Origin of the sequence: Methylobacterium ajmalii (genome assembly GCF_036448855.1) — a bacterium.
In the GTDB taxonomy this organism is placed as follows: domain Bacteria; phylum Pseudomonadota; class Alphaproteobacteria; order Rhizobiales; family Beijerinckiaceae; genus Methylobacterium; species Methylobacterium ajmalii.
The window spans coordinates 1-25,856 of record NZ_JAZFXT010000034.1 but is presented as its reverse complement, the minus strand read 5'-3'; the positions used below and the strand labels follow the sequence as shown (position 1 = coordinate 25,856).

The following is a 25,856-nucleotide window of genomic DNA, read 5'->3' as shown; positions in this document are numbered from 1 at the left end:
TCGTCGATGCGGTCTTCGAGGATGCGCAGGAACTTGTTGAGGATGCGGGCGCGGCGCAGCGGCGGGGTGGCGGCCCAGGCCGGGAAGGCGGCGCGGGCGGCCGCCACGGCGGCCCCGACCTCGTCGGGGCCGGCCAGCGCGACGCTGCCCGACTGCTCGCCGGTGGCCGGGTTGAAGACCGGCGCGGTGCGGTCCGAGCGGCCGGGGATCTGGGCGCCGCCGACGAAGTGTCCGATGGTGTTCATGGTGCTTGGGTTCAAGCGGTCGTCGCAACACCATCTTGCACGGCTGCGAGAACAGCGTCGAGTGCTTCTGCCGGCGTCTTCCAGTTCAGCGTTTTGCGCGGTCTGCTGTTGAGGGCTGCGGCCACAGCAGCAAGATCGTCCACGCTGTGAGCGCTCAGATCCGTTCCTCTCGGGAAGTATTGCCGTAGCAGCCCGTTCGTATTCTCGTTTGTCCCCCGCTGCCACGGTGAGCGTGGATCACAGAAGTACACCTGCAGACCCGCGTCGATCCGTAAGCGCGCATGCTCGGCCATCTCGGCCCCCTGGTCCCAGGTCAATGAGCGCCGCAGATGCTCCGGCAAGCGCGCGATCGTGCCGGCGATCGCCTCACGGACCGCCGCGGCTCCGTGCCCCGCCAGCGCCGGGCCGGTCTTGGCACGCGGTGTCACCCCATGGCCGTCCATCGGCGGAAGATGCAGCAGCATCGTAAAACGTGTCGTGCGCTCGACCAGGGTCCCGATCGCCGAGCTCTTCAGACCCAAGATCAGGTCTCCCTCCCAGTGACCCGGTACCGCGCGATCCTCCACCTCGGGCGGACGCTCGCTGATCAGCACCTCGGGGGTGACGAACGACTTGCCGCGCCGCAGGCAGCGGGCCCGCGGCACTCGCAAAGCCCGTCCTGTGCGAAGACAGGCGGTCAGCTCACGCTTCAGCGCGCCCCGGCCCTGGATGTAGAGGGCCTGATAGATCGCCTCATGACTGATGCGCATCGTCGGATCGTCCGGAAAGTCGAGCCGCAGGCGTTCGGCGATCTGCTGCGGGCTCCAGGATCGACCCCAGCGCCGGCTCTGGCGTCGCCCGTGCCGCCGTCCCTTCCAGGCAACGCTCGGTCCAGGCAGAACGCTCCCGCTCGGTGTCGCGACAGCACCGGCGAGCCGGTCCTGTACATACGTCCGCAGGACCACGTTCTCAGCAAGCTTCGCTGGCTTGGGCCGGCGTGCCGCGCGTTCAGCGTGCCACTGTGCCGTCGTCGCGCGATAGTCGAGGCCGCCATTGCGGGTCGCTGCATTACGCCGCAACTCGCGCGAGATGGTCGATGCCGCCCGTCCCAGACGCCGAGCGACTTCCCGGACCCCGTGACCTTGCGCCTGGAGTATCGCGATCTCCTCACGCTCAGCCAACGACAGGTAGCGCATAGAAGGCGACTTGGATGATGGCGACAGGTGGGAAGGTGCCATCCCGCCTGCTGTCCGGAACCACCGCGAGCCGACCGGTGGCGAGATCCCGACCTTCATCGCTGCGTCCTCGCTCGAGAGACCTTGGGCGATGAACGCCCAGAACTCCCGCCGCGTCGCGCGCAAACCGACCCCGGGACGACCCGGTGACCGCAGCTTCTCTCGAAGACACCGATCCGAACGCCGCCGACCTGCCATCACAACCGCCCTCCGCCAAGCCGTTGCGACGACCACTTGAATCCACCGTGTCTTCGATGGTCCGTATGCGGGGATGACGAGGATTTCGATACGGTGATCCGCGCGGCATGCCTCACCCCACCCACGACCTCATCCTGAGGTGTTGGTCGATCGCAGATCGACCAACCTCGAAGGGGAATCCAGGGATCGCGAGACCTCTGGAAGCCTCCTTCGAGGTCAGTCCATCATCGATGGACCGACGCCTCAGGATGAGGTTGCGGCGTGGGAGAAGAGGCGCTCGCGGCACCGCTTCCATCGACGAGGAGGCTGTCGATGCCCGACGGGGTGGATGCTTACGCCGCCCGGCGCAGGGCCTCGCCCAGCATCGACGCCATGGTGTCGATGTGCTCCGCTTCCGCGATCAGCGGCGGCGACAGGGCGATGATGTCGCCGGTGACGCGGATGAGCAGGCCCTTCTCGAAGCAGTCGGTGAAGACGTCGTAGGCCCGCGCGCCCGGCTTGCCCGCCCGCGGCTCCAGCTCGATGCCGGCGATGAGGCCGATGGTGCGGATGTCGATGACGTTAGGGCAGTCGCGCAGGGCATGCATCGCTGCGTGCCACTGCGCCTGGACCTGGTTCGTGCGGGTGAGGAGGCCTTCCTCCTCGTAGATCTCCAGGGTGGCGAGGCCGGCCGCGCAGGCGACCGGGTGGCCCGAATAGGTGTAGCCGTGGAAGAGCTCGATCGCGCCCTCCGGCCCGTGCATCAGCGCGTCGTGGACGGCCCGGGTGGCGAAGACCGCGCCCATCGGGATCGTGCCGTTGGTGAGCCCCTTGGCGGTGGTGATGAGATCCGGCGTCACGCCGAAATAGTCGGTGGCGAAGGGCGCGCCGAGGCGCCCGAACCCGGTGATGACCTCGTCGAAGATCAGCAGGATGCCGTGCTTCGTGGCGATCGCGCGCAGGCGCTCCAGGTAGCCCTTCGGCGGCACCAGCACGCCGGTCGAGCCCGCCACCGGCTCGACGATGACCGCCGCGATGGTCTCGGCGCCGTGCAGGGCCACCAGCCGCTCGAGATCGTCGGCGAGGTCCGCGCCGTGCTCGGGCTGGCCCTGGACGAAGGCGTTGCGGGAAAGGTCGTGGGTGTGGCGCAGGTGATCGACGCCGGGCAGCAGCGGGAACATCCGGCGGTTGTTGACGAGGCCGCCGACCGAGATGCCGCCGAAGCCGACGCCGTGATAGCCGCGCTCGCGCCCGATCACCCGGGTCCGGGTGCCCTGGCCGATGGCGCGCTGGTAGGCGAGCGCGATCTTGAGCGCGGTATCGACCGATTCCGAGCCCGAGCCGGTGAAGAACACCCGGTCGAGGGTACCGCCCGGGGCGATGGCGGCGAGACGCTCGGCGAACTCGAAGGCGATCGGGTGGCCCATCTGGAACGAGGGCGCGTAGTCGAGGGTCGAGAGCTGGCGCTCGACGGCCTCGGCGATGCGGCGGCGGCCGTGGCCGGCATTGACGCACCACAGGCCGGCGGTGCCGTCGAGGACCTCGCGCCCGTCGTCGGCCGTGTAGTGCATGCCTTCGGCCGAGACGAGGAGGCGCGGGGCGGCCTTGAACTGGCGGTTGGCCGTGAACGGCATCCAGTAGGCGTCGAGGCTCGGGCGGTTGAGACGCGGCGGATGGGCGTTCATGGCGGGGTTCTCCTGGGGCGCGGTCGCCGCAAGACAAGACCGTTCCGGCAACCGCAACAAGTCCTTTTCTGCCCCGCGCCAACCCCTTGCCCGCATGGACCTCCGCGGTAGAGTGTTGCCCGATCCGCAACAGCCTCAACAGGGAGCCGGCGTGACCAACGACGAGGTGGGGGCGCGCCTGCGCCACGTGCGCATCCTGCACGGCCTGTCGCAGCGCGCGCTCGCCAAGCGCGCCGGGGTGGTGAACTCCACCATCTCGCTGATCGAATCGGGCCAGACCAACCCGTCGGTCGGGGCGCTCAAGCGCATCCTCGACGCAGTGCCGATCGGGCTCGCCGAGTTCTTCTCCCTGACCCCGGAGGGGACCGAGAAGGCCTTCTACGCCAGCGAGGAGCTGGTCGAGATCGGCAAGGGCCGGATCTCCTACCGCCAGGTCGGCGACAACCTGTTCGGCCGCGCCCTGCAGCTGCTCAAGGAGCGCTACGAGCCGGGCTCCGACACCGGCCGGGTGCCGCTGGTCCATGACGGCGAGGAGGGCGGCATCGTGCTCTCGGGGAGGCTCGAGGTGACGGTGGACGACGAGCGCCGGGTGCTCGGGCCGGGCGACGCCTACTACTTCTCCAGCCGTCGGCCCCACCGCTTCCGCTGCGTCGGGCCGAACCCCTGCGAGGTCGTCAGCGCCTGCACGCCGCCGACCTTCTGACCGCCTTGCGGGCCATAATTGTATACAATATGCGTTCGAGTGAATCGGTGGAGTGGGAAGCATGGCCGTGACGGAACGCGCGCGCGGGGCCCGATCCGTCGCCGGGGGGCTCGGCCACCGGACGGTCTCGGCGGCGGTGGCCGAGGCGTTGCGCCAGCGCATCCTCTCGGGTGCCCTCGCACCTGGCGTCCAGTTGCGCCAGGACGCGCTGGCGGAGGAATTCGGCATCAGCCGGATCCCGATCCGCGAGGCGCTGCTGCAGCTGGAGGCCGGCGGCCTCGTCAAGATCGTGCCGCATCGCGGCGCGGTGGTCTCGGGCCTGTCGATCGAGGAGGTCGAGGACATCTTCCAGCTTCGCGTCTCCCTCGAGCCGCAGTTGCTGATCCTGTCCGCCCGCCACCTGACGCCCGACGACTTCTCGGAGTTGCGCGCCCTGCGCGACGAGTACGGCGCGGCGCTGAAGGCCGGCACGGTCGAGACCTGGGGCGAGCTGAACCGGCGCTTCCACCTCGGCCTCCTGCGCCATGCCGGCCGGCCGCGCTCGCTGTCGATCATCGCCGGCCTGCTCCAGGATTGCGACCGACCGACCCGGCTCCAGCTCTCGGTCACCGGCGACGTCGCCCGCGCCGACCTGGAGCACACCACCATCCTCGATTTGTGCGAGGCCGGCGAGATCGTGGCGGCGGCCAACCTGCTGCGGATCCATGTCGAGCATGCCGGGCGCTCCCTCATCGAGATTTATCGCCGCTCGGCCGCCGTCACGGCTTGATTCGAGCGCATATTTTATACAATCTGCGAATCGAGAGCCACGGAGGGCCGGTGTCCTGTGCGTGGCGCCGCGGTCGCGCGATCCTTGCCGGATCGTGCGGCCCGACAAGCCTGGAGAGGAAACAGCCCCATGTGGACAGGCGTCATTCCCGCCGTCACCACCAAGTTCACCGCCGACGGCGAGCTCGACCACGCCGAGATGGAGCGCTGCTTCTCGCTCCAGATGCGGGCCGGCTGCGACGGGATCATCGTCTGCGGCTCCCTCGGCGAGGGCCCGATGCTGTCGCCGGACGAGCGGCTGGAGGTCCTGAAGACCGCCCGGTCGGTGGCGGGCGCCAAGCCGGTGCTGCTCACGATCTCCGAGGCCGGCACCCGCGAGGCCTGCGCGCTCGCGGCGCGCGCCGCCAAGGCCGGTGCGTCGGGCCTGATGGTGGTGCCGAGCCCGATCTACCACACCGATGCGGACGAGACCGTCGCCACCCTGGGCGCGGTCGCCGCCGCCGGCGACCTGCCGGTGATGATCTACTCCAACCGCGTCGCCTACCGGGTCGACGTGACGGTGCCGATCATGGAGCGGCTGGCCGCGGACAAGCGCTTCGTCGCCATCAAGGAATCCTCCGACGACATCCGCCGCACCACCGAGATCATCAACCATTTCGGCGACCGCTTCGCGGTGCTGACCGGCGTCGACAACCTCGCCTTCGAGGCGCTAAGCGTCGGCGCGGTCGGCTGGGTCGCGGGCCTCGTCGTCGCCTTCCCCGACGAGACCGTGGCGATCCATCGCCTGATGAAGGCGGGGCGCCACGCGGAGGCGCTGGAGATCTACCGCTGGTTCCGCCCGCTCCTCGACCTCGACGTCTCGACCTTCCTCGTCCAGAACATCAAGCTCGCCGAGGTGCTGGCGATCGGCTCGACCGAGCATGTCCGCATGCCGCGAAAGCCCCTCTCGGGCGAGCGCCGCGCCGCCGTCGAGGCGATCGTGCGCACCGCCCTGGAACGCCGCCCGTCGCTCAAGCTCGCCGCGTAAGGGAGCCGCCTTGCCCCGCGAGGTCGCCATCGTCGGGGCCGGCATCGTCGGCCTCGCAACCGCTCACCATCTCCAGGCCGAGGGCTGGCGGGTGCGGCTGATCGAGCGCGGCGGCATCGCCGAGGGGGCGAGCCTCGGCAATGCCGGGGCGCTCGCCTTCACGGACGTGCTGCCGCTCGCCTCGCCGGGCATCCTGCGCAAGGCGCCGCGCTGGATGCTCGATCCCCTCGGGCCCCTGGCACTGCCGCCCGCCTACCTGCCGCGGATCGCGCCCTGGCTCGTTCGCTTCTGGCGCGCCAGCCTGCCCGACCGGCACCGGCACGCGACGGAAGTCCAGTCCGGCCTGATGCGGCTCGCCGCGGACGCCATGGCGGCGATGGTGGCGGCGACCGGCCTCGCCGGGCGGCTGCGCCGCGACGGCAACCTCGAACTCTACGAGAGCGAGGCGGAACTCGTCGCCTCCGCGCCCGGCTGGGCGGCGCGGGAGCGGGAGGGCATCGCCTTCGAGCATGTCCGCGGCGCCCGCCTCGCCGAGCTGCAGCCCGGCCTGTCGCCCCGGTTCGTCGCCGGCACCTTCACGCCGCACTGGATGACGGTCGACGATCCGCACCGTTTCGCCCTGGCGCTCCACGCCGACGTCGTGGCGAAGGGTGCCGTGGTCACGCGAGGCGAGGTGCGGGACGTCGCACCCGCGGGCGAGGGCGTGCGCCTGACGCTGGCCGACGGCACGTCGCTCACGGTCGAGGCCTGCGTGCTCGCCGCCGGGGCCTGGTCGCGCGATCTGGCGCGCCGTCTCGGCGACCGGGTGCCGCTCGACACCGAGCGCGGCTACAACACCACGCTGCCGCCCGGTGCCTTCGATCTGCGCCGACAGCTCACCTTCGGCGGCCACGGCTTCGTGGTCACGCCGCTCGCCACCGGCATCCGGGTCGGCGGCGCCGTCGAGTTCGGGGGCCTGAATCGCCCGCCCAACTTCGCCCGCGCCGACGCGATGCTGAAGAAGGCCGCCACCTTCCTGCCGGGCCTGCGGACGGACGGGGGACGTCGATGGATGGGGTTTCGCCCCTCGCTCCCCGACAGCCTGCCGGTGATCGGCCCGTCGCGGGCGAGCCCCCGGGTGATCTACGCCTTCGGCCACGGCCATCTCGGCCTGACGCAGAGCGCCGGGACCGGGCGGATCGTGGCCGATCTGCTGGCCGGGCGTCGGCCCGGGGTGGACGTGGCGGCGCTGCGGGCGGGGCGGTTCGGGTAAGACCCGCCCAGATCATCCCCACTCTCCGGCAGGGTGGCCCGGGAAAAGGAAAAGGCGCGGGACACCTCCTCGCCCCGCCCGCGGGGAGAGGGGAGCCCCGCGCCCCTTCTTTTACCCAAACAGCTCTGCGCGGAGGGGAGGGGGTCAGGCGCCGCGCTCACGCCCCCCGCATCGCGTTCATCGTCAAGAGTTCGTAGGTCGCCGCCGTCTCGCCGGCGGCCGTCTGGATCTCCACGTCCCAGCGCACCTCGCCGTACTGCGCGTTGCGGGGCGCCTTCTCCTTGGCGGTGAGCCGCACGCGGATCGCCTCGCCGGGCTGGAGCGGCTTGAGGAAGCGCAAGCTGTCGAGCCCGTAATTGGCCAGCACCGGGCCCGGATCGGGATCGACGAACAGGCCGGCGGCGAAGGACAGGAGCAGGTAGCCGTGGGCGACGCGGCCGGGAAAGAACGGGTGGCCCTTCGTCGCCTCCTCGCTCATGTGGGCGTAGAAGGTGTCGCCGGTGAAGTGCGCGAAGTGCTCGATGTCCTCGAGGGTGATCGTCCGCTCGGCCGAGTGGAAGCTGCGGCCGATCTCCAAATCCTCGAAGTGGCAGCGGAACGGGTGCTCGGGGCGGATCGCTTCCGGCGCGCCCCTGATCCAGCTTCCCGTGATCCGGCTCAGCATCGCGGGCGAGCCCTGGAGGGCGGTGCGCTGCATGTAGTGGTGCAGCGCCCGCACGCCGCCCAGCTCCTCGCCGCCGCCGGCCCGGCCGGGGCCGCCATGCACCATGTGGGGCATCGGCGAGCCGTGGCCGGTCTGCTCCCTGACGCAGTCGCGGTCGAGGACGACGAGGCGGCCGTGATAGGCGCCGATGCCGAAGACGAGGTCGGCCGCCGCCGCCGGATCGTGGGTGTAGAGCGAGGCGACGAGGCTGCCCTCGCCGCGATTGGCGAGCGTCGCCGCCTCGTCGAGCCCGTCATAGCCCATCACCGTGCAGACCGGGCCGAAGGCCTCCAGCGCGTGCACCTGCCGGGCCCGGAGGGGATCGGCGCAGTGGAGGAGGAGCGGCGGCAGGAAGGCGCCGGCCTCGGGATCGGCCCCCTCGACGGCGACACGGGCGGGATCGCCGAAGACCAGCTCGGCCTCCGCCTTGAGGGCCTCGACCCGGGCGAGCACGTCGCGGCGCTGGGCGAGGCCCACCACCGGCCCCATCCGCACGTCCTCGCGGGCGGGATCACCGATCTTGACCCCGGCGAGGCGCCGGCTCAGGGCCTCGATCACCGCCGGGACATGCTCGCGCGGTGCCAGCGCCCGGCGGATCGCCGTGCATTTCTGCCCGGCCTTGACGGTCATCTCCTTGGCGACCTCCTTGACGTAGAGGTCGAATTCCGGGCTGCCCGGCCCGGCATCGGGGCCGAGAATGGCCGCGTTGAGCGAATCACGCTCGGCGACGAAATGCACCGCCTCGCGGGCGATCACCGGGTGGCGCTGGAGCAGCTGCGCCGTGTCCGCCGAGCCGGTGAACGACACCACGTCCTGGCCGGTCAGGTGATCGAACAGGTCGCCGGTCGGGCCGACCACGCATTGCAGCGCGCCGTCGGGCAGGATGCCGGATTCGGCGATCAGCCGCACCAGGGCATGGGCGACGTAGGACGTGATCGTGGCGGGCTTCGTCACCACCGGCACGCCGGCGAGGATCGCGGGCGCGAGCTTTTCGAGCAGGCCCCAGCACGGGAAGTTGAAGGCGTTGATGTGGACGGCGCAGCCGTGGCGCGGCGTCATCACGTGGCGCCCGACGAAGCTGCCGCCGCGCGAGAGCGGCTCCACCGCCCCGTCGATCAGGAAGGTCGCGTTCGGGAGTTCCCGCCGCCCCTTCGAGGCGTAGACGAACAGGGTCCCGATGCCGCCGTCGATGTCGATCAGGTTGTCGGCGCGGGTCGCGCCGGTCTGGTGCGAGAGGGTGTAGAGCCCGTCACGGCGCTCGTTGAGGTAGGTCGCGAGCCGCTTCAGCATCTCGGCGCGCTGGTGGAAGGTGAGGCGGCGCAACGCCGGGCCGCCGACCCGGCGGGCATGGTCCAGCACCTCGCCCATCGCGAGCCCGCCGCCCGCGACCTCGGCCACCACCGCGCCGGTGACGGCGCTGCGGATGCCGGCCCAGTCTCCCCCCGGCGCGATCCAGCGCCCCTGGACGTAGCTCTCCAGCCGCATGGCGTCCTCCTGTTCGTTGGCGCCCATTATTGACCGACCGGCCGGTTGGTCAAGCAGGCGACGGAGGACTCGGCGGGAGGCGTCGCCGGGATGCGGATCTCTTCGGGAGGCCGGCCGCCGGGATGGCCCGGCGGCCGGCCTCGTCGCTCAGCCCGCCCGCGCGGCCGCCGCCACCGCGGTCACCGCCGTCATGTTGACGATGCCGCGAACCGTGGTGGTGTGGGTGAGGATGTGCACCGGGGCGGCCGCACCCAGCAGGATCGGCCCGACGCTGATGCCCTGGCCCGCCACCACCTTGAGGGCGTTGAGGGTGATGTTGGCGGCGTCGAGGTTCGGCATCACCAGGAGGTTGGCTTCCCCGGTGAGGCGCGATTCCGGAAACACCCGCTCCATCAGCGGTCGGCTCAGCGCCGCGTCGGCCTGCATCTCGCCCTCGACCTCGAGGTCGGGCTCGCGCTCGGTGATCAGCCGCAGCGCCTCGCGCATCTTGGAGGCGGAGGGGTTGCGGGCGGTGCCGAAGCTCGAATGCGAGACGAGCGCGACCCGCGGGGTCTGGCCGAAGCGGCGCATCTCGGCCGCCGCGAGCAGGGTCATGTCGGCGATCTCGTCCGAGGCCGGATCGAGGTGGATGTAGGGGTCGCAGATGAACAGCGTGTGGCGCGGCAGCTGCAGCAGGCTCATCGCGGCGAGCGCCCGCACCTTGGGCGCCATGCCGATCACCTCGCGCACGTGGCGCAGGTGGCTGTGGTAGGAGCCGGTGCCGCCGCAGAGCAGCCCCTGGACCTTGCCGAGATGGAGCAGCATCGCCCCGATGACGGTCGGGTTGCGCCGCGTCTCGGCGAGCGCCACCCCGCGCGAGAGCCCATGGCGCTTGCGCAGGGCGTAGTAGCCCTCGGTGGCCTCGGCCTGAAAAATCTCGTCGTCGAGGTCCTGCACGTCGACGTCGCGGCCGACCTCGATGCGAAGCCCCAGCGCCTTCATCTTGTCGGCGATGATCTCGCGGCGGCCGACCAGGACCGGGCGGGCGATCCCCTCGTCGACCACCACCTGGGCGGCGCGCAGCACCCGGTCGTCCTCGCCCTCGGCATAGGCGATACGGGTGCGCCCGGCCTCGGTCGCCGCCGCGAAGACCGGCTGCATCACCGTGCCGGAGGTGTAGACGCGGCTCTCCAGAGAGCGGCGATAGGCCTCGACGTCGAGCATCGGCTTCGTGGCGACGCCGCTCTCGGTGGCGGCGAGCGCCACGGCGGGCGCGACCTTGGTGATCAGCCGCGGGTCGAACGGGCGCGGGATCAGGTAGTCGGGCCCGAAGGCGATGTCCTGGGTGCCGTAGGCCGCCGTCACCACGTCTGACTGCTCGGCCCGCGCCAACTCGGCGATCGCCCGCACGGCGGCGAGCTTCATCTCCTCGTTGATCGTGGTCGCGCCGACGTCGAGCGCGCCGCGGAAGATGAACGGGAAGCACAGGACGTTGTTGACCTGGTTCGGGTAGTCCGACCGGCCGGTGGCGATGATCGCGTCGGGGCGCACGGCCTTCGCGGCTTCCGGCCGGATCTCCGGCTCGGGGTTGGCGAGCGCCAGGATCAGGGGCTTGTCGGCCATGCCCTTGACCATCTCGGGCGTCAGCGCGCCGGCGGCCGAGAGGCCGAGGAAGATGTCGGCGCCCGGCACCGCGTCGGCGAGCGAGCGCGCCTCGGTGACCTGCGCGTACTGCGCCTTCTGGGCGTCGAGGTTGTTGCGGCCCTGGTAGATCACGCCGCGGCTGTCGGTGACCAGCACGTTCGCCTTGTCGAGGCCGAGGCTGACCAGCAGGTTGAGGCAGGCGATGGCCGCCGCGCCGGCGCCCGAGCAGACGACGCGGACCTCGCCGATCTTCTTGCCCACCACCTCGAGGCCGTTGAGGATCGCGGCCGCCGCGATGATCGCGGTGCCGTGCTGGTCGTCGTGGAAGACCGGGATCTTCATCCGCTCACGCAGGCGGGTCTCGATCTCGAAGCACTCGGGCGCCTTGATGTCCTCGAGGTTGATGCCGCCGAAGGTCGGCTCCAGGCTCGCGATGATGTCGACGAGCTTGTCGGGATCGGTCTCGTCGATCTCGATGTCGAACACGTCGATGCCGGCGAACTTGCGAAACAGGCAGCCCTTGCCCTCCATCACCGGCTTGCCCGCGAGCGCGCCGATGTTGCCGAGCCCCAGCACTGCGGTGCCGTTCGAGATCACCGCCACGAGGTTGCCGCGGGAAGTGAGTTCCGCGGCCTGGGCCGGGTCCTTCTCGATGGCGAGGCAGGCGGCCGCGACGCCCGGCGAGTAGGCGAGCGCGAGATCGCGCTGCGTGATCATGTCCTTGGTCGGCAGCACCGCGATCTTCCCCGGGGTCGGGAAGCGGTGGTAGTCGAGGGCGGCCTTCTCGAATTGCTCGTCCACGGGGTGTCCTCCTGGCTGTCGGGATGGCGGCGCGTGGGCCCGTGTCCCGGCCTGCACCCTGCGCGGGCACCGATCGGGACGGGAGCGCTCGAGTTCGGGGCCTGATCCCGCCGGCTGATGGCGGGCAGGCAAGCTTGCGATTGAGGAACGCAGGGGCAGGGAGGTGCAAGTCCCGGCCCTGCCGCCTGTCGCGCTGGCAGTTACGCTGATGCCTCGACAGTCGTTCGAAGACGAAGTCCGGGGCCTCTCCTCTCCCGTAGGGTCAGGATATCGAATAGGGCGGACGAGGCGTCGGAGGAAGCCGTCACCCCGGCGGGCCAGCCGCTTTTGGTGTGGACGGCGGCTTCGATCGGGTCGCGGCGCAAGTGATCGAGAGCGATGCGCCGGATCAGGGCGAAGTTGCGCGCGGCCTTTTCGTTGCGCGCGAGGATTTCGTCTTCACGAAAGGCCCGGTCGAGCGGCCGATGCCGAACGCCCTCCATCGGCTCGTGTCATCGCGCGATCCGCGGGACTCTGGCTGGAGCGACGAGGCCGGGGCGCGTCACGCGGCGGGTCCGACGACGCGTCGTCGCGTCGGGTGCATTCGTGCTGCCGCGCAACCCATCGATGCGGGCGACGGCGCGTAGCGGCAACAGGCCCTGCCCGCACGGGGGAGGGCAGACGCGTCGTCCTCGTCTCCCCGCAGGCAGCCCTGTGCCCGCGGGGAGAGAGGAATGCCTGCCGCGAGACGCTTCAAGCAGAGCCCTTACGCCGGCACCTTCCCGTCCAGCTCGTCCTCGATATGCGCCCGCACGATCGCGTCGAAGTCGGGCTCGGCCTGGAAGCCCAGCTCCAGCGCCCGCCGGGCGTCGAAGGTGCGGGGCCAGCCGGCGACGATGCGCTCGATGGTGGGGTCGGGCTCGCGGCGGATGCGGGCGACCGCGGCGTCGCCGGCGGCCCGGCGCAGGGCCTCGATCTGCTCGGCCACCGTGGCGCCGACGCCCGGCATGGTCAGGTTGCGGCGGTCGCCGAGGCGCTTGGTGTCGATCGTCGCGGCGTGGATCAGGAAGCCGACCGCCGAGCGCGGCGAGGCGTGCCAATGGCGGACCTGGTCGGAGACCGGGAGCACCGCCTCCTGGCCGGCGAGCGGCTCGCGGATGATGCCCGAGAAGAAGCCCGAGGCCGCCTTGTTGGGCTTGCCGGGCCGCACGCAGATGGTCGGCAGCCGGATGCCGACGCCGTCGAAGATGCCCCGCCGCGAGTAGTCGGAGAGCAGCAACTCACCGATCGCCTTCTGGGTGCCGTAGCTGGTGAGCGGCGCCGTCAGGTACTCGTCGGGGATCGGCTCGGGCATCGGCGCGCCGAACACCGCCACCGACGAGGTGAAGACGAAGCGGGGCTTGTAGCCCTCGCCGATCGCCCGCACGGCGTCGTAGAGGCGGCGGGTGCCGTCGAGATTGATTCGGTAGCCCTTGTCGAAATCGGCCTCGGCCTCGCCCGACACGATGGCCGCGAGGTGGAAGATCACGTCCGGCCGGCCGGCGACGAGGCGCTCGGCCTCGCCGGGATCGGAGAAGTCGGAGGCCGAGAGCGAGACCGGGATCGCGGTGCCGGGCGGGGCTTCCGGCGGCACCACGTCGTGCAGGGTCAGGCGCGAGATGGTCTCGCCGCCCAAGCTGCCGTCCTTGACGAGCCGCGCCAGGAGCTTGCGGCCGACCATGCCGGCGGCGCCGAGGATGAGGATATGCATCGAAGGTCTCCCGTCCTCAGAGCGTGAAGCCGCCGTCGGCGACGTGGGTCTGGCCGGTGGTGAAGCGCGACTCGTCGGAGGCGAGGTAGACGGCGAGCGCCCCCATCTCCTCGGTGGTGCCGAGCCGGCCCATCGGCTGGCGGTCGATGAAGGCCTGGCGGGCGGCCTCGACCGTGGTCTTGTTCATCTCCGCCAGCGCCGCGATGCGCTCGTCGAGGGACGGCGACTGGATCGTGCCGGGGCAGATCGCGTTCGCCCGCACGCCGCTGCGGATGAAGTCCCGCGCCACCGCCTTGGTGAGGCCGACCACCGCCGCCTTCGAGGCGCCGTAGACGTAGCGGTTGGGCGCCGTGGCATCGGCGCCGACCGCCGACGCGATGTTGACGATCGAGCCGTTGCCGCGCTCCAGCATGCCGGGCAGGAAGGCCCGGATGGTGCGGTGCATCGAGCGCACGTTGAGGTCGAACGCGAGCTCCCACTCGGCGTCGGTGCAGTCGAGGATGGTGCCGTGATGGACGAAGCCCGCCGCGTTCACCAGCACGTCGACCCGCCCGGCCCGGCCCGCGAACTCCGCCACCGCGGCGTCCGAGCGCACGTCGAGGGAGGAGGGGAGGGCGCCCGCCAGCCCGTCGAGCTTGCCCGCGTCGAGGTCGGTCGCCAGCACCTCGGCGCCCTCGGCCAGGAACGCCGCCGCGATGGCGCGGCCGATTCCCTGTCCCGCCGCCGTCACGACCGCGCGTTTCCCCGTCAGCCGTCCCGCCATGTCTCATCCTCCCGTCGTGTCGTGCCCCGCTCGATCGGCGTGGCTTGGTCTGTCGCTCAGCCGAGGCGCTTGTGCATGTGCACCAAGCGCCGGTCGGGCAGGGTCTCGACCCGCGCCGTGGCGTAGCCCCGCCGGGCGTACCAGTCGATGTTCCGCACGAGCCTGTCCCCGGTGTAGAGGCGCAGCTCTGTCAGGTCGAGGTCCCGCGCCCGGCTCTCGGCCGCCGCCAGCAGGGCGTTGCCGAGGCCCGAGCCCTGATGCGCCGGATCGACCGCGACGCTCCAGACCATCAGGTGATCGGGCTGCGGATCGAGCACCAGGGCGCCGGCTGGGGCGCCTTCGTGGTCGGCGAGCCAGACCTCGTAGCGCGCGAGCACCTCGGCGGCGGGGGTGAGGAGCGGCACCGGCTCGACGCCGAGCAGCGGACGGTTCGGTGCGTAGGCGGCCTCCTGCAGGGCCGCGAGGGCGCCTTCGTCGGCGGTGGTCGCCCGGCGCAAGCCGTGCCCCGGGATCGTCGCCCGGTTGAGCGCGCCGAGGCGCAGGGACTGGCCGCCCTCGAGGTTTTCGGGCGAGAGCCAGCGGTCGAAGCCCTGGCGGATCTGCGGCCACTCGCCGTCGAGCATCGAGAACCACGTCGTGTCGCGGTTGCGGCCCTTCACGATCACCGCCTGGCGAAACAGGCCCTCGTAGGAGAAGCCGAGGCGCTGCGCGGCGCCGCGCGAGGGCGCGTTGAGGGCGTTGCACTTCCACTCGTAGCGGCGATAGCCGAGGTCGAAGACGTATCCGGCGAGGAGCCGCATCGCCTCGGTGGCGCCGGGGGTCCGCTGGAGCGCCGGGGTGTACAGGATGTGGCCAACCTCGATCACCCGGTTGGCCCGGTCGATCCGCATCAGGGCGGCGTGGCCGACGGCCTTGCCCGTCCGCGCGTCCAGGATGGCGTAGAACAGCGGATCGGCGGAGGCCGCGCAGCCCGCCAGGTAGGCCTGGAAGTCCGCGGGATCGGAGAACGGCCCGGCCGGCATGTACTGCCACAGGGCTTGCCGATCGGCACCGACCGCGCCCTCGGCGAGGTCGGGCCCATGGGCTGCCGCATCGAGGGGCACGAGCGTGACGTGGCGCCCGTCGAGGCGGATGGGTTCCGGCGCCGGGGCGGAGCCGCTCGCCGTGACGGGATGGCCGATCGGCAGGCCGGTGGCGGGATCGCGGTCGGGGGTCATGCGGGGTCCCGGTCCTCGTCTCTGTCTTTCAGGTCCTGGCGGAAGAAGCCGTTGATCTCCGAGAAGCTGACCGAGCCGTCGAAGCCGCCGAAGCTGCCCTCGTCGTGGATGCGCCGCGCCGCCCGGATGAAGCCGGTCCAGGCCGCCCGCGCCAGGGACGAGCCGACGCTGATCCGGCGCACGCCGAGTGCTTCGATATCCGCGACCTTGAGGCCCGGATTGGTGCTCATCAGGATGTTGACCGGCACCGGCGCCAGGGCCTCGACGAGCGTCCGGATCTCCTCGCGGCGCTTCGGGCCCGGCGCGAAGACCACGTCGGCGCCGGCCTCGGCATAGGCCTGGAGCCGGCGGATCGCCTCCGGCAGCGGCTCGGCATGGCCGGTGAGGTAGCATTCGGCCCGGCCGGTCAGCATCACGTCGGCGCCCGCGGCGTCGATCGCCGCGCGGGCGGCGCGGATGCGCTCGGTGCCCTCGGCGATGTCGTAGAGCGGCCGGGCGGGATCGCCGGTGGCATCCTCGATCGACAGGCCGGCGACCCCGGTGGCGACGCAGGCCGCCACGTTGCGGGCGACGCCCTCGGGGTCGTGCGCGTAGCCGGATTCGAAGTCGGCGTTCACCGGCAGGTCGGTGGCGGCGACGATCTCGGCGATGTGAGCCAGCATCGCGTCGACCGGCACCGCCCAGTCGGTGTCCGGGAGCGCCCGGGTGAAGGCGAAGCCCGAGCTGGTGGTGGCGAGCGCCGGGAACCCCATCGCCCCGAGGTAGCGGGTGGTGCCGATGTCCCACGGGTTCGGCATCACGAAGCAGCCGGAGGCGTGGAGCCGCCGGAAGGCGGCGCGGCGTGCGGCGAGATCGGTCATCGGGGCTCCCCTCCGGGTTCCGGATTCTTCCTCACACGCCGCGAGCGCGGCTGTAAATCGCCCGGGCGGGCGAATTCTTTCCTGCCGGCATGTCGGGCCGGACCACGATCCGAGCCGGCCGGACAAGGCACGGAAAAACCCCCTCTCCCCGCCCGCGGGGAGAGGGGGAGATGCGCACCCGCCGGCGGGATCCGGGAACCGGACGCCTTAGTGGTTGTCGCGCGGCACGCCGTGGGTCTGCGCGATGCGCTGGAAAGCCTCCGAGCCCTTGAGGATCATGCCCTCGGAGAGCTGGTCGACCATCGCGCGCTGGATCGCCTGCCAGGGGGTCTGGCTCGCCGGGTAGGCGTAGCCGCCCCGGGCCGCGAGGTCCTCGCGGCGGCGCGCGATCTCCTCCTCGGGGAGCAGGATGTCGGCGGTGCGCTTGTTGAGGTCGATCCGGACCCGGTCGCCGTTCTGGAGCAGGGCGAGGCCGCCGCCGGCCGCGGCTTCCGGCGAGGCGTTGAGGATCGAGGGCGTGCCCGAGGTGCCGGACTGGCGCCCGTCGCCGATGCAGGGCAGCGACAGCACGCCCTTGCGGATCAGCTCGCCCGGGGGCTGCATGTTCACGACCTCGGCCGCGCCCGGATAGCCGATCGGCCCGGCGCCGCGCATGATCAGCACCGTGTGCTCGTCGATCTCCAGCGCCGGGTCGTCGATGCGGTGGTGGTAGTCCTCCGGCCCGTCGAACACCACGACCCGGCCCTCGAAGGCGTAGGGGTCCTCGGGGTTGGCGAGGTAGCGGTCGTAGAACTCGCGGCTGATCACGCTGGTCTTCATGATCGCGGAATCGAACAGCGAGCCCTTGAGGTTGAGGAAGCCGGCGCGCTCGCGCATCGGCTCGCCGTAGGGCTTGATGACGTCGCGGTCCCAGGTGTGGGCGCCCTGGCAGTTCTCCGCCACGGTGCGGCCGTTGCAGGTCAGCGCCTCGCCGTGGAGCTTGCCGGCCTCGAGCAACTCCGACATCACCGCCGGCAGGCCGCCGGCGCGATAATATTCCTCGCCGAGATACTGGCCGGCGGGCTGCATGTTGACGAGGAGCGGGATGTCGTAGCCGACGCGCTCCCAGTCGTCGCAGGAGAGCGGCACGCCGATCAGCTTGGCGATCGCGTTGATGTGGATCGGCGCGTTGGTCGAGCCGCCGATGGCGGTGTTGGCGACGATCGCGTTCTCGAACGCCTCGCGGGTCAGGATGTCGGAGGGCTTCAGATCCTCCCACACCATGTCGACGATGCGCTGGCCGGTGGCGTAGGCGGCCTGGCCCCGCTCGCGGTAGGGCGCGGGGATCGCCGCCGAGCCCGGCAGCGCCATGCCGAGCGCCTCGGCCAGCGCGTTCATGGTCGAGGCGGTGCCCATCGTGTTGCAATGCCCGGTCGAGGGCGCCGAGGAGGCCACGATGTCGAGGAACTGATGGTAGTCGATGTCGCCCGCGGCGTGGCGCTCGCGAGCCTTCCACACCACGGTGCCCGAGCCGGTGCGCTCGCCGCGGCTCCAGCCGTTCAGCATCGGGCCGACATTGAGCGAGATCGTCGGGATGTTCACGGTGGCGGCCGCCATCAGGCAGGCCGGCATGGTCTTGTCGCAGCCGGTGAGCAGCACGACGCCGTCGAGGGGATAGCCGTACAGCACCTCGACCAGCGACAGGTAGGCGAGGTTGCGGTCGAGGGACGCCGTCGGCCGCTTGCCGGTCTCCTGGATCGGATGGCACGGGAACTCGAACGCCACGCCGCCGGCCGCCGTGATGCCCTCGCGCACGCGTTTGGCGAGCTCGAGGTGGTGGCGGTTGCACGGCGACAGGTCGGAGCCGGTCTGGGCGATGCCGATCAGCGGCTTGCCGCCGCGCAGCTCGCCGACGGTCAGGCCGAAATTGAGGTAGCGCTCGAGGTAGAGCGCGGTCATGCCCGGGTTGTCCGGGTTGTCGAACCAGAGGCGCGAACGCAGGCGGCTGGCGTCGATGCGGGGGCGCGGCGTCTGGGCCATGGCGGGGTCGTCCTTCCCGAATCCGTTCTTGTCGAGAACCGTTCTCGGGAAGCTATGGACCCGGCCGGTGCAGGAAGGCAACACCGTCGCGTGCATGCCGGGACCCCCGCTTCCTGCGACCCCGACGAGCCTAAAGTTTGTCGCGCGGCCGCTGTCGCAACGCCGTCGAGCGGTGCTATGAGGCCGGCTGAACCATACCGCTCGATCGTTCGGGGGAGCCGCCCAATGAGCCAAGAGAAGACGTCCAACCCGCTGGTGCCGATCGCCATCGTGGTGTCGATCCCGGTCCTCGTCTGCCTGATCATCATGCTGACCGACCAGGGCATCGAGCGCTCGCTGCTCTGGGCCGCGATCAAGACCGGCATCATCCTGATCGTGCTCGGCGGCGCGCTGTCGTTCGGCGTCAGCCGGCTCTCCGAGCGCAACGGCTCGCGCTAAGCGGATTTCGCCGAAGCGGTTACCGGTTCGGCGCCGAAAATCCGCGACGGACCAAGAACCTAGGCAGACTTGTGTTGGCCTGCCAGCGCAAGTCTGCTTAGAGTGCTTCACGATTGCAATGCAATCGCGAACCTCTCTAAGTCTTTGTTTTGTCGCATTTTCTGCAACGAACCGGTTTCCACTTCGTCGGAAAATGCTCTGGAGCCCGGACCACCCGTCCCGACGGCACGGGAAGGCCGCGGGACCCTGACGCCGCGGCGGCGGGGCCCGATCCCGCCGCACCGGGCGTCCTTCGAGGAAACGAGAGAAGCCCATGCCCGTCGTCGTCCCCGCCTTCTCGCGCATCGGGGAGGAGAACGCCTTCGCGGTCCTCGCCCGCGCCACGGCGCTGGCCCAGGCCGGCCGCGACGTGATCAATCTCGGCATCGGCCAGCCCGACATGCCGACCCCGCCCCACGTCGTCGAGGCGGCGGTGAAGGCGCTGCAGGACGGGCACCACGGCTACACCCCGGCGACCGGCATCCTGCCCTTGCGCGAGGCGGTGTCGCGCGACCTCGACCGGCGCTTGGGCGTCCAGGTCTCGCCCGACAGCGTGATGATCGTGCCGGGCGGCAAGGTCACCATGTTCATGGCGATCCTGATGTTCGGCGAGCCGGGGGCCGAGATCCTGTACCCGGATCCGGGCTTCCCGATCTACCGCTCGATGATCGAGTTCACCGGCGCGACGCCGGTGCCGGTGCCGATCCGCGAGGCGAACGGCTTCGCCTTCTCGGCCGAGGAGACGCTGGGGCTGATCACCCCACGCACCCGGCTGCTGATCCTCAATTCCCCCGCCAACCCGACCGGCGGCGTGACCCCGAAGGCCGAGATCGACACGCTCGTCGCCGGTCTCGCGGCGCACCCGGACGTCGCGATCATGTCGGACGAGATCTACGGCACGATGACCTACGACGGCGAGCGCCACCACACGCTGCTCGCCTATCCGGAGATTCGCGACCGCCTGATCTATCTCGACGGCGCCTCGAAGACCTACGCGATGACCGGCTGGCGCCTCGGCTGGTCGGTGTGGCCGGCGCCGCTCTACGACGCCGCCCGCAAGCTCGCGGTGAACTCGTTCTCCTGCGTCAACGCCGCGACCCAATGGGCCGGCATCGCGGCCCTCGACGGACCGCAGGACTGCGTCGCCGCGATGATGGCCGAGTTCGACCGCCGCCGCCTCCTGGTGGTCGAGGGGCTGAATCGCCTGCCGGGCGTCTCCTGCATCACCCCGAAGGGCGCCTTCTACGCCTTCCCGAACATCGGGCAGACCGGCTGGAAGGCCAAGGCGCTCGCCTCGGCGCTCCTGGAGGAGGCCGGCGTCGCGACGATCGGCGGGCCGGATTTCGGCGTCCACGGCGAGGGCTACCTGCGCCTGTCCTACGCCAACTCGGCGGAGAACATCTCTCGCGCCCTGGAGCGGATCGGGGCGTTCCTGGAGCAGAACCGGCGCTGAGAGCCCGGTCGACAGGAGCGACGACGGTTCGAGATCGGGCGAAGCCGACCTGCAGGCGCCCGAAGGATTTCCGCCTGCTTCGTTCCGGGACGAATAAAGCCGGGATCCCCTCTCCCGCACGGGAGAGGGGAGATGCGCCTTGTCTTTTTTCCGATGAATCAAGCGGAAATCGGAACAGTCGATCGCGAGCGTCTCGGGGCGAGGCCGCAAGACCGGCGAATACCGGCAGAAACGCGCATGGCTCGCGCAGGACGCAGCGACCGGCATCGCAGCAGCAACGGCACGAAAACGATAGTGGATGATGATGGCTGCCGATGAGGCCGTCGTCACCCCGAAGGGTGGAATGGCGCTCCCAAGGGGACTCGAACCCCTGTTTTCGCCGTGAGAGGGCGACGTCCTAGACCGCTAGACGATGGGAGCTGACCGGCCGGACCACGAACGACAGGTCTTCGCGAGGAAAACCGGAACTTCGTCCGTCGTCAGGAAACCCGTGGCGCTCCCAAGGGGACTCGAACCCCTGTTTTCGCCGTGAGAGGGCGACGTCCTGGACCGCTAGACGATGGGAGCTTGCCGGCGGGATGGCGGCGGTATAGCGACGGGCCTGGACGGGCACAAGCCCGAAATCGTATCCCGGCGGCGTTTCCGGAGACGCGACGGGAGAGATGGGTTTGAGCGACGGCGAAGTGCGGGAGGACGTGATCCCGCCGGGGGAGGGGAGCGAGCGCCTGGACCGGGCCCTGGCGCGGTTGTGGCCGGACCTGTCGCGCAGCCGCCTGCAGGCGCTGATCCGCGAGGGCCAGGTGACGCTGGACGCGGCCCCTGCGGGCGACCCCTCCGCCAAGGTCGTGGGCGGCCAGCGCGTCGCCGTGACGGTGCCGGCGCCGCGACCGGCCGAGCCGGAGCCGGAGGCCCGCGACCTCGCGGTGGCGTACGAGGACGACGACCTGATCGTCATCGACAAGCCGGCCGGCCTCGTGGTGCATCCGGGGGCGGGCAACGACAGCGGCACCCTGGTCAACGCGCTGCTGGCCCATTGCGGCGCCAGCCTGTCGGGCATCGGCGGCGTCGCGCGGCCCGGCATCGTCCACCGCCTCGACAAGGACACGACCGGCCTGATGGTCGTGGCCAAGACCGACCTCGCCCACCAGGACCTCTCGGCGCAGTTCGCCGATCACGGCCGCACCGGCCCGCTGGAGCGGGCCTACCTGGCGCTGGTCTGGGGCGTGCCCGACCCCGCCAACGGCACGATCGACGCGGCGCTCGCCCGCTCGGAGCGCAACCGGGAAAAAATCGCGGTGGTGCGCGAGGGCCGCGGGCGCCACGCGATCACCCATTACCGCACCGAGGACGTGCTCGGAGCGCGCGAGGCGGTCGGCCTGGTGCGCTGCCGGCTCGAGACCGGGCGCACCCACCAGATCCGCGTCCACCTCGCCCATCGCGGCCACCCGCTGCTCGGCGACGCGGTCTACGGCGCGGCGTTCCTCACCAAGGCCAACCGCCTGGAGCCGGAGGCCCGCCAGGCCCTCGCCGATCTCGGGCGCCAGGCGCTGCACGCCGCGCTCCTCGGCTTCCGCCATCCCCGCAGCGGCGAGACGCTGCGGTTCGAGAGCCCGCCGCCGGCCGACATGGCCCGGCTCATCGCCGCGCTGACCCCGTAGTACGGGCTCTCCGCGCCGGGCGACGGGGACGAAAGTCCCCGCTCGTACGTTCTCTATGCAGGGATACCCGACAGGGACGGCGCCCGCCCCGCCCGGGCGGTCGTCCGGAGCGTGCGCGACCGCACGCGGCGAACCGCCACGGCCGCACCAAACGGCCCCTCGCGCGTTAGTGGCGACACCCGTCGCTACCCGGCTGTGCCGTGCTCTGCTAAGAAGGCGGATCGAACGGCCGGCCAACGGGAGGCCGTTCGCGCTCGCCTGACCGAGGGGAGCTTTGAGGAGGTTGGAATGGCTGCTGCACTTCCCGTGCTCGCCAATGAAGGGGGCCTGTCGCGCTACCTGGACGAGATCCGCCGGTTCCCGATGCTGGAGCCGACGGAGGAGTACATGCTCGCCAAGAGCTGGCGCGAACACGGCGACCGCGACGCCGCCCACAAGCTCGTGACCTCCCACCTGCGGCTCGTGGCCAAGATCGCCATGGGCTATCGCGGCTACGGCCTGCCGATCGGCGAGGTGGTGTCCGAGGGCAATGTCGGCCTGATGCAGGCCGTCAAGCGCTTCGACCCCGACAAGGGCTTCCGCCTCGCCACCTACGCGATGTGGTGGATCAAGGCGGCGATTCAAGAATACATCCTGCGCTCGTGGTCGCTCGTGAAGATGGGCACGACCGCGAACCAGAAGAAGCTGTTCTTCAACCTGCGCAAGGCCAAGGGCCGGATCTCCGCCCTCGACGAGGGCGACCTGCGCCCCGATCAGGTCAAGCAGATCGCCACCCGCCTCGGCGTGCCCGAGCAGGACGTGATCGACATGAACCGTCGCCTCGGCGGCGACGCGTCGCTCAACTCCCCCTTGCGCGAGGAGGGCGAGGGCGAGTGGCAGGACTGGCTCGTCGACGACAGCCCGACCCAGGAGACGGTGCTCGCCCGCGAGCAGGAGGGGCAGAACCGCCTCGCCGCCCTCAAGGACGCGCTGGGCGTGCTCAACCCGCGCGAGCGCCGGATCTTCGAGGCCCGGCGGCTGGCCGACGACCCGATCACGCTCGAGGACCTCTCGAGCGAGTTCGGCGTCTCCCGCGAGCGGGTGCGGCAGATCGAGGTGCGGGCCTTCGAGAAGGTGCAGGACGCGGTCAAGCGCAACCTCGCCTCCCGCGAGGCGCCGCGGGCGGGGGTGCCGGCTTAAGGGCCGGTACCGGCCATCGGAACTGGCCCGCATGGGCCGGCACCGGTCGGCCCCGATCTGCAGGATCGGCCTAGATCTGCGAGATCGGCCTCATCCCATCGGCACGAAGGCCGAGAGGCCGATCAGCACCAGCGGCATCGCCACCAGCGCCAGCACGGTCTGCACCGCCGTGATCCCGGCCATCAGCGGCGCGTCGCCGCCGAGCTGGCGGGCCAGGATGTAGGCCGAGGACGCCGTCGGCAGCACCTGGAACAGCACGGCCGTGGTCAGAGCCGGCCCGTGCAGCCCGAGGCCGAACGCCATCAGCACGGTCGCGGCCGGCATCGCCAAAAACTTCATCGCCGAGGCCGAGGCCACCGGCCCGACCCAGCTCCGCGCCCCCGAGAAGTCGAGGGCGGCGCCGACGCAGAGGAGGCCGATCGGCAGCGAGGCGGCGCCGAGGCTGCGCAGAGCCGGCTCCAGCCCCGGCGGCAGGCCTCCGCCGAGGAGCTGGACCGCCATGCCGGCGAGCGACGACACGATCAGCGGGTTCGTCGCCAACTGCCGGGCGACGGCGCGCGGCGTCAGCCGCGCCGCGCCGTGGCGGGCGAAGACCAGCACGCACAGGACGTTGACGGTGGGCACGATCGCCGCGTTGCAGATCGCCGCGAGCGCGATGCCCTTCGGCCCGAACAGCCCGGCGGCGAGCGTCAGCCCGACGTAGTTGTTGAAGCGCACGCTGCCCTGGAACACCGAGGTGAAGGCCGGCCCGTCGACCCGGAGGAAAGGCCGCAGGGCGACGACGAGGCCCGCGACGACGAGCGTCGACAGGATCAGCGTCAGAGCCAGCGCGCCCACCGGCACCGCCTCGACCCGGGCGGTGGCCAGGCTGTGGAAGAACAGGCTCGGCAGCAGCACGAAATAGCCCAGCCGCTCGGCTTGCGGCCAGAACGCGTCGGCGAGGAAGCGGCGGCGGCGCAGGGCGAAGCCGAGGGCGGTGAGGAGCACGACCGGCAGGAGGGCCAGCAGGACGGCGCCGGTCATGAGGGGATCGTCAATGCAGGGGTGCCTTCGGCGGGAGGGTCGGCCGGTCGTCCGGCGTCACCGCAGGCTTAGCCCGGACGAGCGCTGTCTCCCATGCGGGCCCAGAGCGGGCGGCCATGCGCTCCCGGCGGGCGATCCGCCGCGGGCGCCGCGCGAATCGCCGCCGGACGCGGTCGAGCCCGCCTGCACAGGCCGGTCATGCCGCCGGGCGACCGACCTAGGTCGAACGACCGTCGTGTAATTCGATTGAGCATAAATTGTTCATCCGAGTTTTGTTCCCGCGTGGCCGACGATCTTGCGGCTTCGTGGTATCGAGCAAGATCGATTGTGCTGCCGATTACCCATCATTAGCAATTTTTTAGATGATGAAAATTATGCGGTTCGGATCCCACGGAGCGGTATCATGGCCGGCCTGCACAACATCAAGATCCTGCATAAGCTCGTCGGCGTGATCGCGCTGATCGGCGCCATCGTCGGCGGCTGCATCTGGTACGCGCAGGCGCGCATGACCGACATCGACGACGCCTACAGCCTGTTCCTCGTGCGGGAGGCCCGCGCCGTCGCCACCGCACGGCGCCTCAACCGCGTCGTCTTCGAGCTCAACTACAACGTCTACCGCATCATCGCCGAGACCGACGCGCAGGAGATGCGGCAGGCCGATGCGGCCTTCGAGGCCGCCCTGCCCGAGGTCGACCAGATGCTCGGCGACCTGCGCCGGGAAGCCCCGACCTTCACGACCCGGACCGACGAGCAGGCCGCGCGCATCGCCCGCTTCGTCGAAGCCGTGGCGGAGGTGCGCCGCCTCGGCCTCGCCAAGCGGAACGCCGAGGCCCTCGCCCTCGTGCACCGGGAGGTCGACCCGACCTTCAGGGCGATGGTCGCGGGCGCCTCCAAGCTGTCCGAGGACATCCGGGTCTACATGGAGAAGAGCTCGGACGAACTGACCGACCAGACCAACGCCACCCGCCGCAGCCTGATGGCCTTCAGCGCCGCGGGCCTGTTCGTCGGGCTCCTGGCGGCGCTTCTCGTCAGCCTGTTCGGCATCACCCGTCCGCTCGGGCGGCTCGTCGCGGTGCTGCAGCGCATGGCCGGCGGCGACGCCGAGGCCGAGATCGCGGAGGCGGCGCGCGGGGACGAGATCGGCGCCGTCGGCCGTGCCGTCCAGGACATCAAGGCGATGGTGGCCCGCAAGGCGGCCGAGCAGGCCGAGATCGAGCGGATCGCCGAGGAGGCGGCTGCCCGCGAGCGCAAGCGCACGATGGTCGAGCTCGCCGACGGGTTCGAGCGGGCGGTGGGCGGCATCGTCGGCGTCGTTTCCTCCTCCGCCACCGAGCTGCAGGCGACCGCCCAGCAGATGACCTCGACCGCCGCCGAGACCGCGTCACAGTCGACCACGGTCGCGGCCGCCGCCGAGGAGGCCGCCGCCAACGTCAACACCGTGGCGGCCGCGGCGGAGGAACTCGGCGCCGCCGTGCAGGAGATCGGCCGCCAGGTCGCCGGCTCGGCCGATCTCGCCCGGTCCGCCGTGACCGAGGCCGACCGGACCTCGCAGCTGGTACAGGAGCTCAGCCGGGCCGCCGAGCAGATCGGCGCCATGGTGGGCATGATCTCCGGCATTGCCGGCCAGACCAACCTTCTGGCGCTCAACGCCACGATCGAGGCGGCCCGGGCCGGCGAGGCGGGCCGCGGCTTCGCGGTGGTCGCCGCCGAGGTCAAGGAGCTCGCCAGCCAGACCGCCAAGGCGACCGAGGAGATCGGCCAGCGCATCGGCCAGGTGCAGGGCGTGACCGCCCAG

The 25,856-nt window shown here is 71.0% G+C and carries 21 protein-coding genes and 2 tRNA genes; 9 read left to right on the top strand and 14 right to left on the bottom strand.

What is annotated here, in order from left to right:
• The 3 genes from V3T34_RS16520 to aptA form a co-directional block, all read right to left on the bottom strand.
• Positions 1-245, bottom strand: a 245-nt coding sequence (locus V3T34_RS16520) for an aldehyde dehydrogenase family protein (protein ID WP_331369239.1), incomplete at its 3' end; no start/stop codon positions are given.
• An 11-nt stretch (positions 246-256) separates the two neighbouring features.
• Complete coding sequence (locus V3T34_RS16515; protein ID WP_331369238.1) at positions 257-1,657, bottom strand: IS30 family transposase; 1,401 nt, start codon at positions 1,655-1,657, stop codon at positions 257-259.
• Positions 1,658-1,989: 332 nt separating this feature from the next.
• On the bottom strand, positions 1,990-3,321 hold the full coding sequence (gene aptA / locus V3T34_RS16510; protein ID WP_305079233.1) for an omega-aminotransferase AptA: 1,332 nt from the start codon (positions 3,319-3,321) through the stop codon (positions 1,990-1,992).
• A 151-nt stretch (positions 3,322-3,472) separates the two neighbouring features.
• On the opposite strand from aptA, the gene V3T34_RS16505 reads away from it, so the two are divergent.
• The 4 genes from V3T34_RS16505 (at position 3,473) to V3T34_RS16490 (ending at position 7,071) form a co-directional block, all read left to right on the top strand.
• A complete protein-coding gene (locus V3T34_RS16505) occupies positions 3,473-4,024 on the top strand; it encodes a cupin domain-containing protein (RefSeq protein ID WP_060849714.1) in 552 nt (183 codons plus the stop codon).
• A 67-nt stretch (positions 4,025-4,091) separates the two neighbouring features.
• Positions 4,092-4,793, top strand: coding sequence for a GntR family transcriptional regulator (locus V3T34_RS16500; RefSeq protein WP_244533700.1), 702 nt, complete (start codon positions 4,092-4,094; stop codon positions 4,791-4,793).
• Between the two features lie 129 nt (positions 4,794-4,922).
• Positions 4,923-5,819, top strand: coding sequence for a dihydrodipicolinate synthase family protein (locus V3T34_RS16495; RefSeq protein ID WP_305079234.1), 897 nt, complete (start codon positions 4,923-4,925; stop codon positions 5,817-5,819).
• Positions 5,820-5,829: 10 nt separating this feature from the next.
• Positions 5,830-7,071, top strand: a complete 1,242-nt coding sequence (locus tag V3T34_RS16490) for an NAD(P)/FAD-dependent oxidoreductase (protein WP_305079235.1) — start codon at positions 5,830-5,832, stop codon at positions 7,069-7,071.
• A 157-nt stretch (positions 7,072-7,228) separates the two neighbouring features.
• Here the strand turns inward: V3T34_RS16490 and paaZ are convergent, their stop codons facing one another.
• The 8 genes from paaZ to V3T34_RS16450 all read right to left on the bottom strand — a co-directional run bounded on the left by paaZ (position 7,229) and on the right by V3T34_RS16450 (position 18,271).
• Positions 7,229-9,259, bottom strand: a complete 2,031-nt coding sequence (paaZ, locus tag V3T34_RS16485; protein WP_305079236.1) for a phenylacetic acid degradation bifunctional protein PaaZ — start codon at positions 9,257-9,259, stop codon at positions 7,229-7,231.
• A 147-nt stretch (positions 9,260-9,406) separates the two neighbouring features.
• The gene (locus V3T34_RS16480) at positions 9,407-11,683 is read right to left on the bottom strand and encodes an NADP-dependent malic enzyme (RefSeq protein WP_305079237.1); all 2,277 of its coding nucleotides are present in this window, start codon (positions 11,681-11,683) and stop codon (positions 9,407-9,409) included.
• 200 nt (positions 11,684-11,883) lie between these two features.
• Entirely contained in the window at positions 11,884-12,165 is a 282-nt protein-coding gene (locus V3T34_RS16475; protein ID WP_305079238.1) for a hypothetical protein, read from the bottom strand.
• Positions 12,166-12,428: 263 nt separating this feature from the next.
• Positions 12,429-13,412, bottom strand: a complete 984-nt coding sequence (gene denD / locus V3T34_RS16470; protein ID WP_060849720.1) for a D-erythronate dehydrogenase — start codon at positions 13,410-13,412, stop codon at positions 12,429-12,431.
• 16 nt (positions 13,413-13,428) lie between these two features.
• On the bottom strand, positions 13,429-14,175 hold the full coding sequence (locus tag V3T34_RS16465) for an SDR family oxidoreductase (RefSeq protein WP_060849721.1): 747 nt from the start codon (positions 14,173-14,175) through the stop codon (positions 13,429-13,431).
• Between the two features lie 56 nt (positions 14,176-14,231).
• Complete coding sequence (locus V3T34_RS16460) at positions 14,232-15,392, bottom strand: GNAT family N-acetyltransferase (protein ID WP_305079240.1); 1,161 nt, start codon at positions 15,390-15,392, stop codon at positions 14,232-14,234.
• Positions 15,389-16,252 (bottom strand): isocitrate lyase/PEP mutase family protein, encoded by an 864-nt coding sequence (locus tag V3T34_RS16455; RefSeq protein WP_305079241.1) that lies wholly within the window; start codon positions 16,250-16,252, stop codon positions 15,389-15,391. Before V3T34_RS16455 ends, V3T34_RS16460 begins: the two co-directional genes overlap by 4 nt.
• A 207-nt stretch (positions 16,253-16,459) precedes the next feature.
• A complete protein-coding gene (locus V3T34_RS16450) occupies positions 16,460-18,271 on the bottom strand; it encodes an IlvD/Edd family dehydratase (RefSeq protein ID WP_305079242.1) in 1,812 nt (603 codons plus the stop codon).
• 225 nt (positions 18,272-18,496) lie between these two features.
• Here V3T34_RS16450 and V3T34_RS16445 point away from each other — a divergent pair, with 225 nt between their 5' ends.
• Together V3T34_RS16445 and V3T34_RS16440 are read left to right on the top strand one after the other, a co-directional pair.
• Complete coding sequence (locus tag V3T34_RS16445; RefSeq protein ID WP_060849724.1) at positions 18,497-18,709, top strand: hypothetical protein; 213 nt, start codon at positions 18,497-18,499, stop codon at positions 18,707-18,709.
• Between the two features lie 313 nt (positions 18,710-19,022).
• On the top strand, positions 19,023-20,201 hold the full coding sequence (locus V3T34_RS16440; protein ID WP_060849725.1) for a pyridoxal phosphate-dependent aminotransferase: 1,179 nt from the start codon (positions 19,023-19,025) through the stop codon (positions 20,199-20,201).
• A 344-nt stretch (positions 20,202-20,545) separates the two neighbouring features.
• On the opposite strand, the gene V3T34_RS16435 is transcribed toward V3T34_RS16440, so the two are convergent.
• Both V3T34_RS16435 and V3T34_RS16430 read right to left on the bottom strand, forming a co-directional pair.
• Positions 20,546-20,621 (bottom strand) — tRNA-Glu (locus V3T34_RS16435).
• Between the two features lie 71 nt (positions 20,622-20,692).
• Positions 20,693-20,768, bottom strand: a tRNA-Glu gene (locus tag V3T34_RS16430).
• A 95-nt stretch (positions 20,769-20,863) separates the two neighbouring features.
• Here V3T34_RS16430 and V3T34_RS16425 point away from each other — a divergent pair.
• Together V3T34_RS16425 and rpoH are read left to right on the top strand one after the other, a co-directional pair.
• Positions 20,864-21,859, top strand: coding sequence for an RluA family pseudouridine synthase (locus tag V3T34_RS16425; RefSeq protein WP_091891198.1), 996 nt, complete (start codon positions 20,864-20,866; stop codon positions 21,857-21,859).
• 288 nt (positions 21,860-22,147) lie between these two features.
• Positions 22,148-23,038, top strand: coding sequence for an RNA polymerase sigma factor RpoH (rpoH, locus tag V3T34_RS16420; RefSeq protein WP_060849727.1), 891 nt, complete (start codon positions 22,148-22,150; stop codon positions 23,036-23,038).
• A 90-nt stretch (positions 23,039-23,128) separates the two neighbouring features.
• Here rpoH and V3T34_RS16415 read toward each other — a convergent pair whose 3' ends face one another.
• Positions 23,129-24,061, bottom strand: a complete 933-nt coding sequence (locus tag V3T34_RS16415) for an AEC family transporter (protein ID WP_091891195.1) — start codon at positions 24,059-24,061, stop codon at positions 23,129-23,131.
• A gap of 403 nt (positions 24,062-24,464) precedes the next feature.
• Here V3T34_RS16415 and V3T34_RS16410 point away from each other — a divergent pair.
• On the top strand, positions 24,465-25,856 hold a 1,392-nt coding region (locus tag V3T34_RS16410), incomplete at its 3' end, for a methyl-accepting chemotaxis protein (protein WP_331369237.1).

Excerpts from the sequence above, each read along its gene's own strand:
- aptA (WP_305079233.1), bottom strand. The coding sequence starts at position 3,321 with ATGAACGCCCATCCGCCGCGTCTCAACCGCCCGAGCCTCGACGCCTAC.
- V3T34_RS16465 (WP_060849721.1), bottom strand. The coding sequence starts at position 14,175 with ATGGCGGGACGGCTGACGGGGAAACGCGCGGTCGTGACGGCGGCGGGA.
- V3T34_RS16445 (WP_060849724.1), top strand. The coding sequence starts at position 18,497 with ATGAGCCAAGAGAAGACGTCCAACCCGCTGGTGCCGATCGCCATCGTG.
- V3T34_RS16515 (WP_331369238.1), bottom strand. The coding sequence starts at position 1,657 with ATGGCAGGTCGGCGGCGTTCGGATCGGTGTCTTCGAGAGAAGCTGCGG.
- V3T34_RS16425 (WP_091891198.1), top strand. The coding sequence starts at position 20,864 with ATGGGTTTGAGCGACGGCGAAGTGCGGGAGGACGTGATCCCGCCGGGG.
- V3T34_RS16460 (WP_305079240.1), bottom strand. The coding sequence starts at position 15,392 with ATGACCCCCGACCGCGATCCCGCCACCGGCCTGCCGATCGGCCATCCC.
- V3T34_RS16440 (WP_060849725.1), top strand. The coding sequence starts at position 19,023 with ATGCCCGTCGTCGTCCCCGCCTTCTCGCGCATCGGGGAGGAGAACGCC.
- V3T34_RS16450 (WP_305079242.1), bottom strand. The coding sequence starts at position 18,271 with ATGGCCCAGACGCCGCGCCCCCGCATCGACGCCAGCCGCCTGCGTTCG.
- V3T34_RS16495 (WP_305079234.1), top strand. The coding sequence starts at position 4,923 with ATGTGGACAGGCGTCATTCCCGCCGTCACCACCAAGTTCACCGCCGAC.
- rpoH (WP_060849727.1), top strand. The coding sequence starts at position 22,148 with ATGGCTGCTGCACTTCCCGTGCTCGCCAATGAAGGGGGCCTGTCGCGC.
- paaZ (WP_305079236.1), bottom strand. The coding sequence starts at position 9,259 with ATGCGGCTGGAGAGCTACGTCCAGGGGCGCTGGATCGCGCCGGGGGGA.
- V3T34_RS16455 (WP_305079241.1), bottom strand. The coding sequence starts at position 16,252 with ATGACCGATCTCGCCGCACGCCGCGCCGCCTTCCGGCGGCTCCACGCC.
- V3T34_RS16475 (WP_305079238.1), bottom strand. The coding sequence starts at position 12,165 with ATGGAGGGCGTTCGGCATCGGCCGCTCGACCGGGCCTTTCGTGAAGAC.
- denD (WP_060849720.1), bottom strand. The coding sequence starts at position 13,412 with ATGCATATCCTCATCCTCGGCGCCGCCGGCATGGTCGGCCGCAAGCTC.
- V3T34_RS16415 (WP_091891195.1), bottom strand. The coding sequence starts at position 24,061 with ATGACCGGCGCCGTCCTGCTGGCCCTCCTGCCGGTCGTGCTCCTCACC.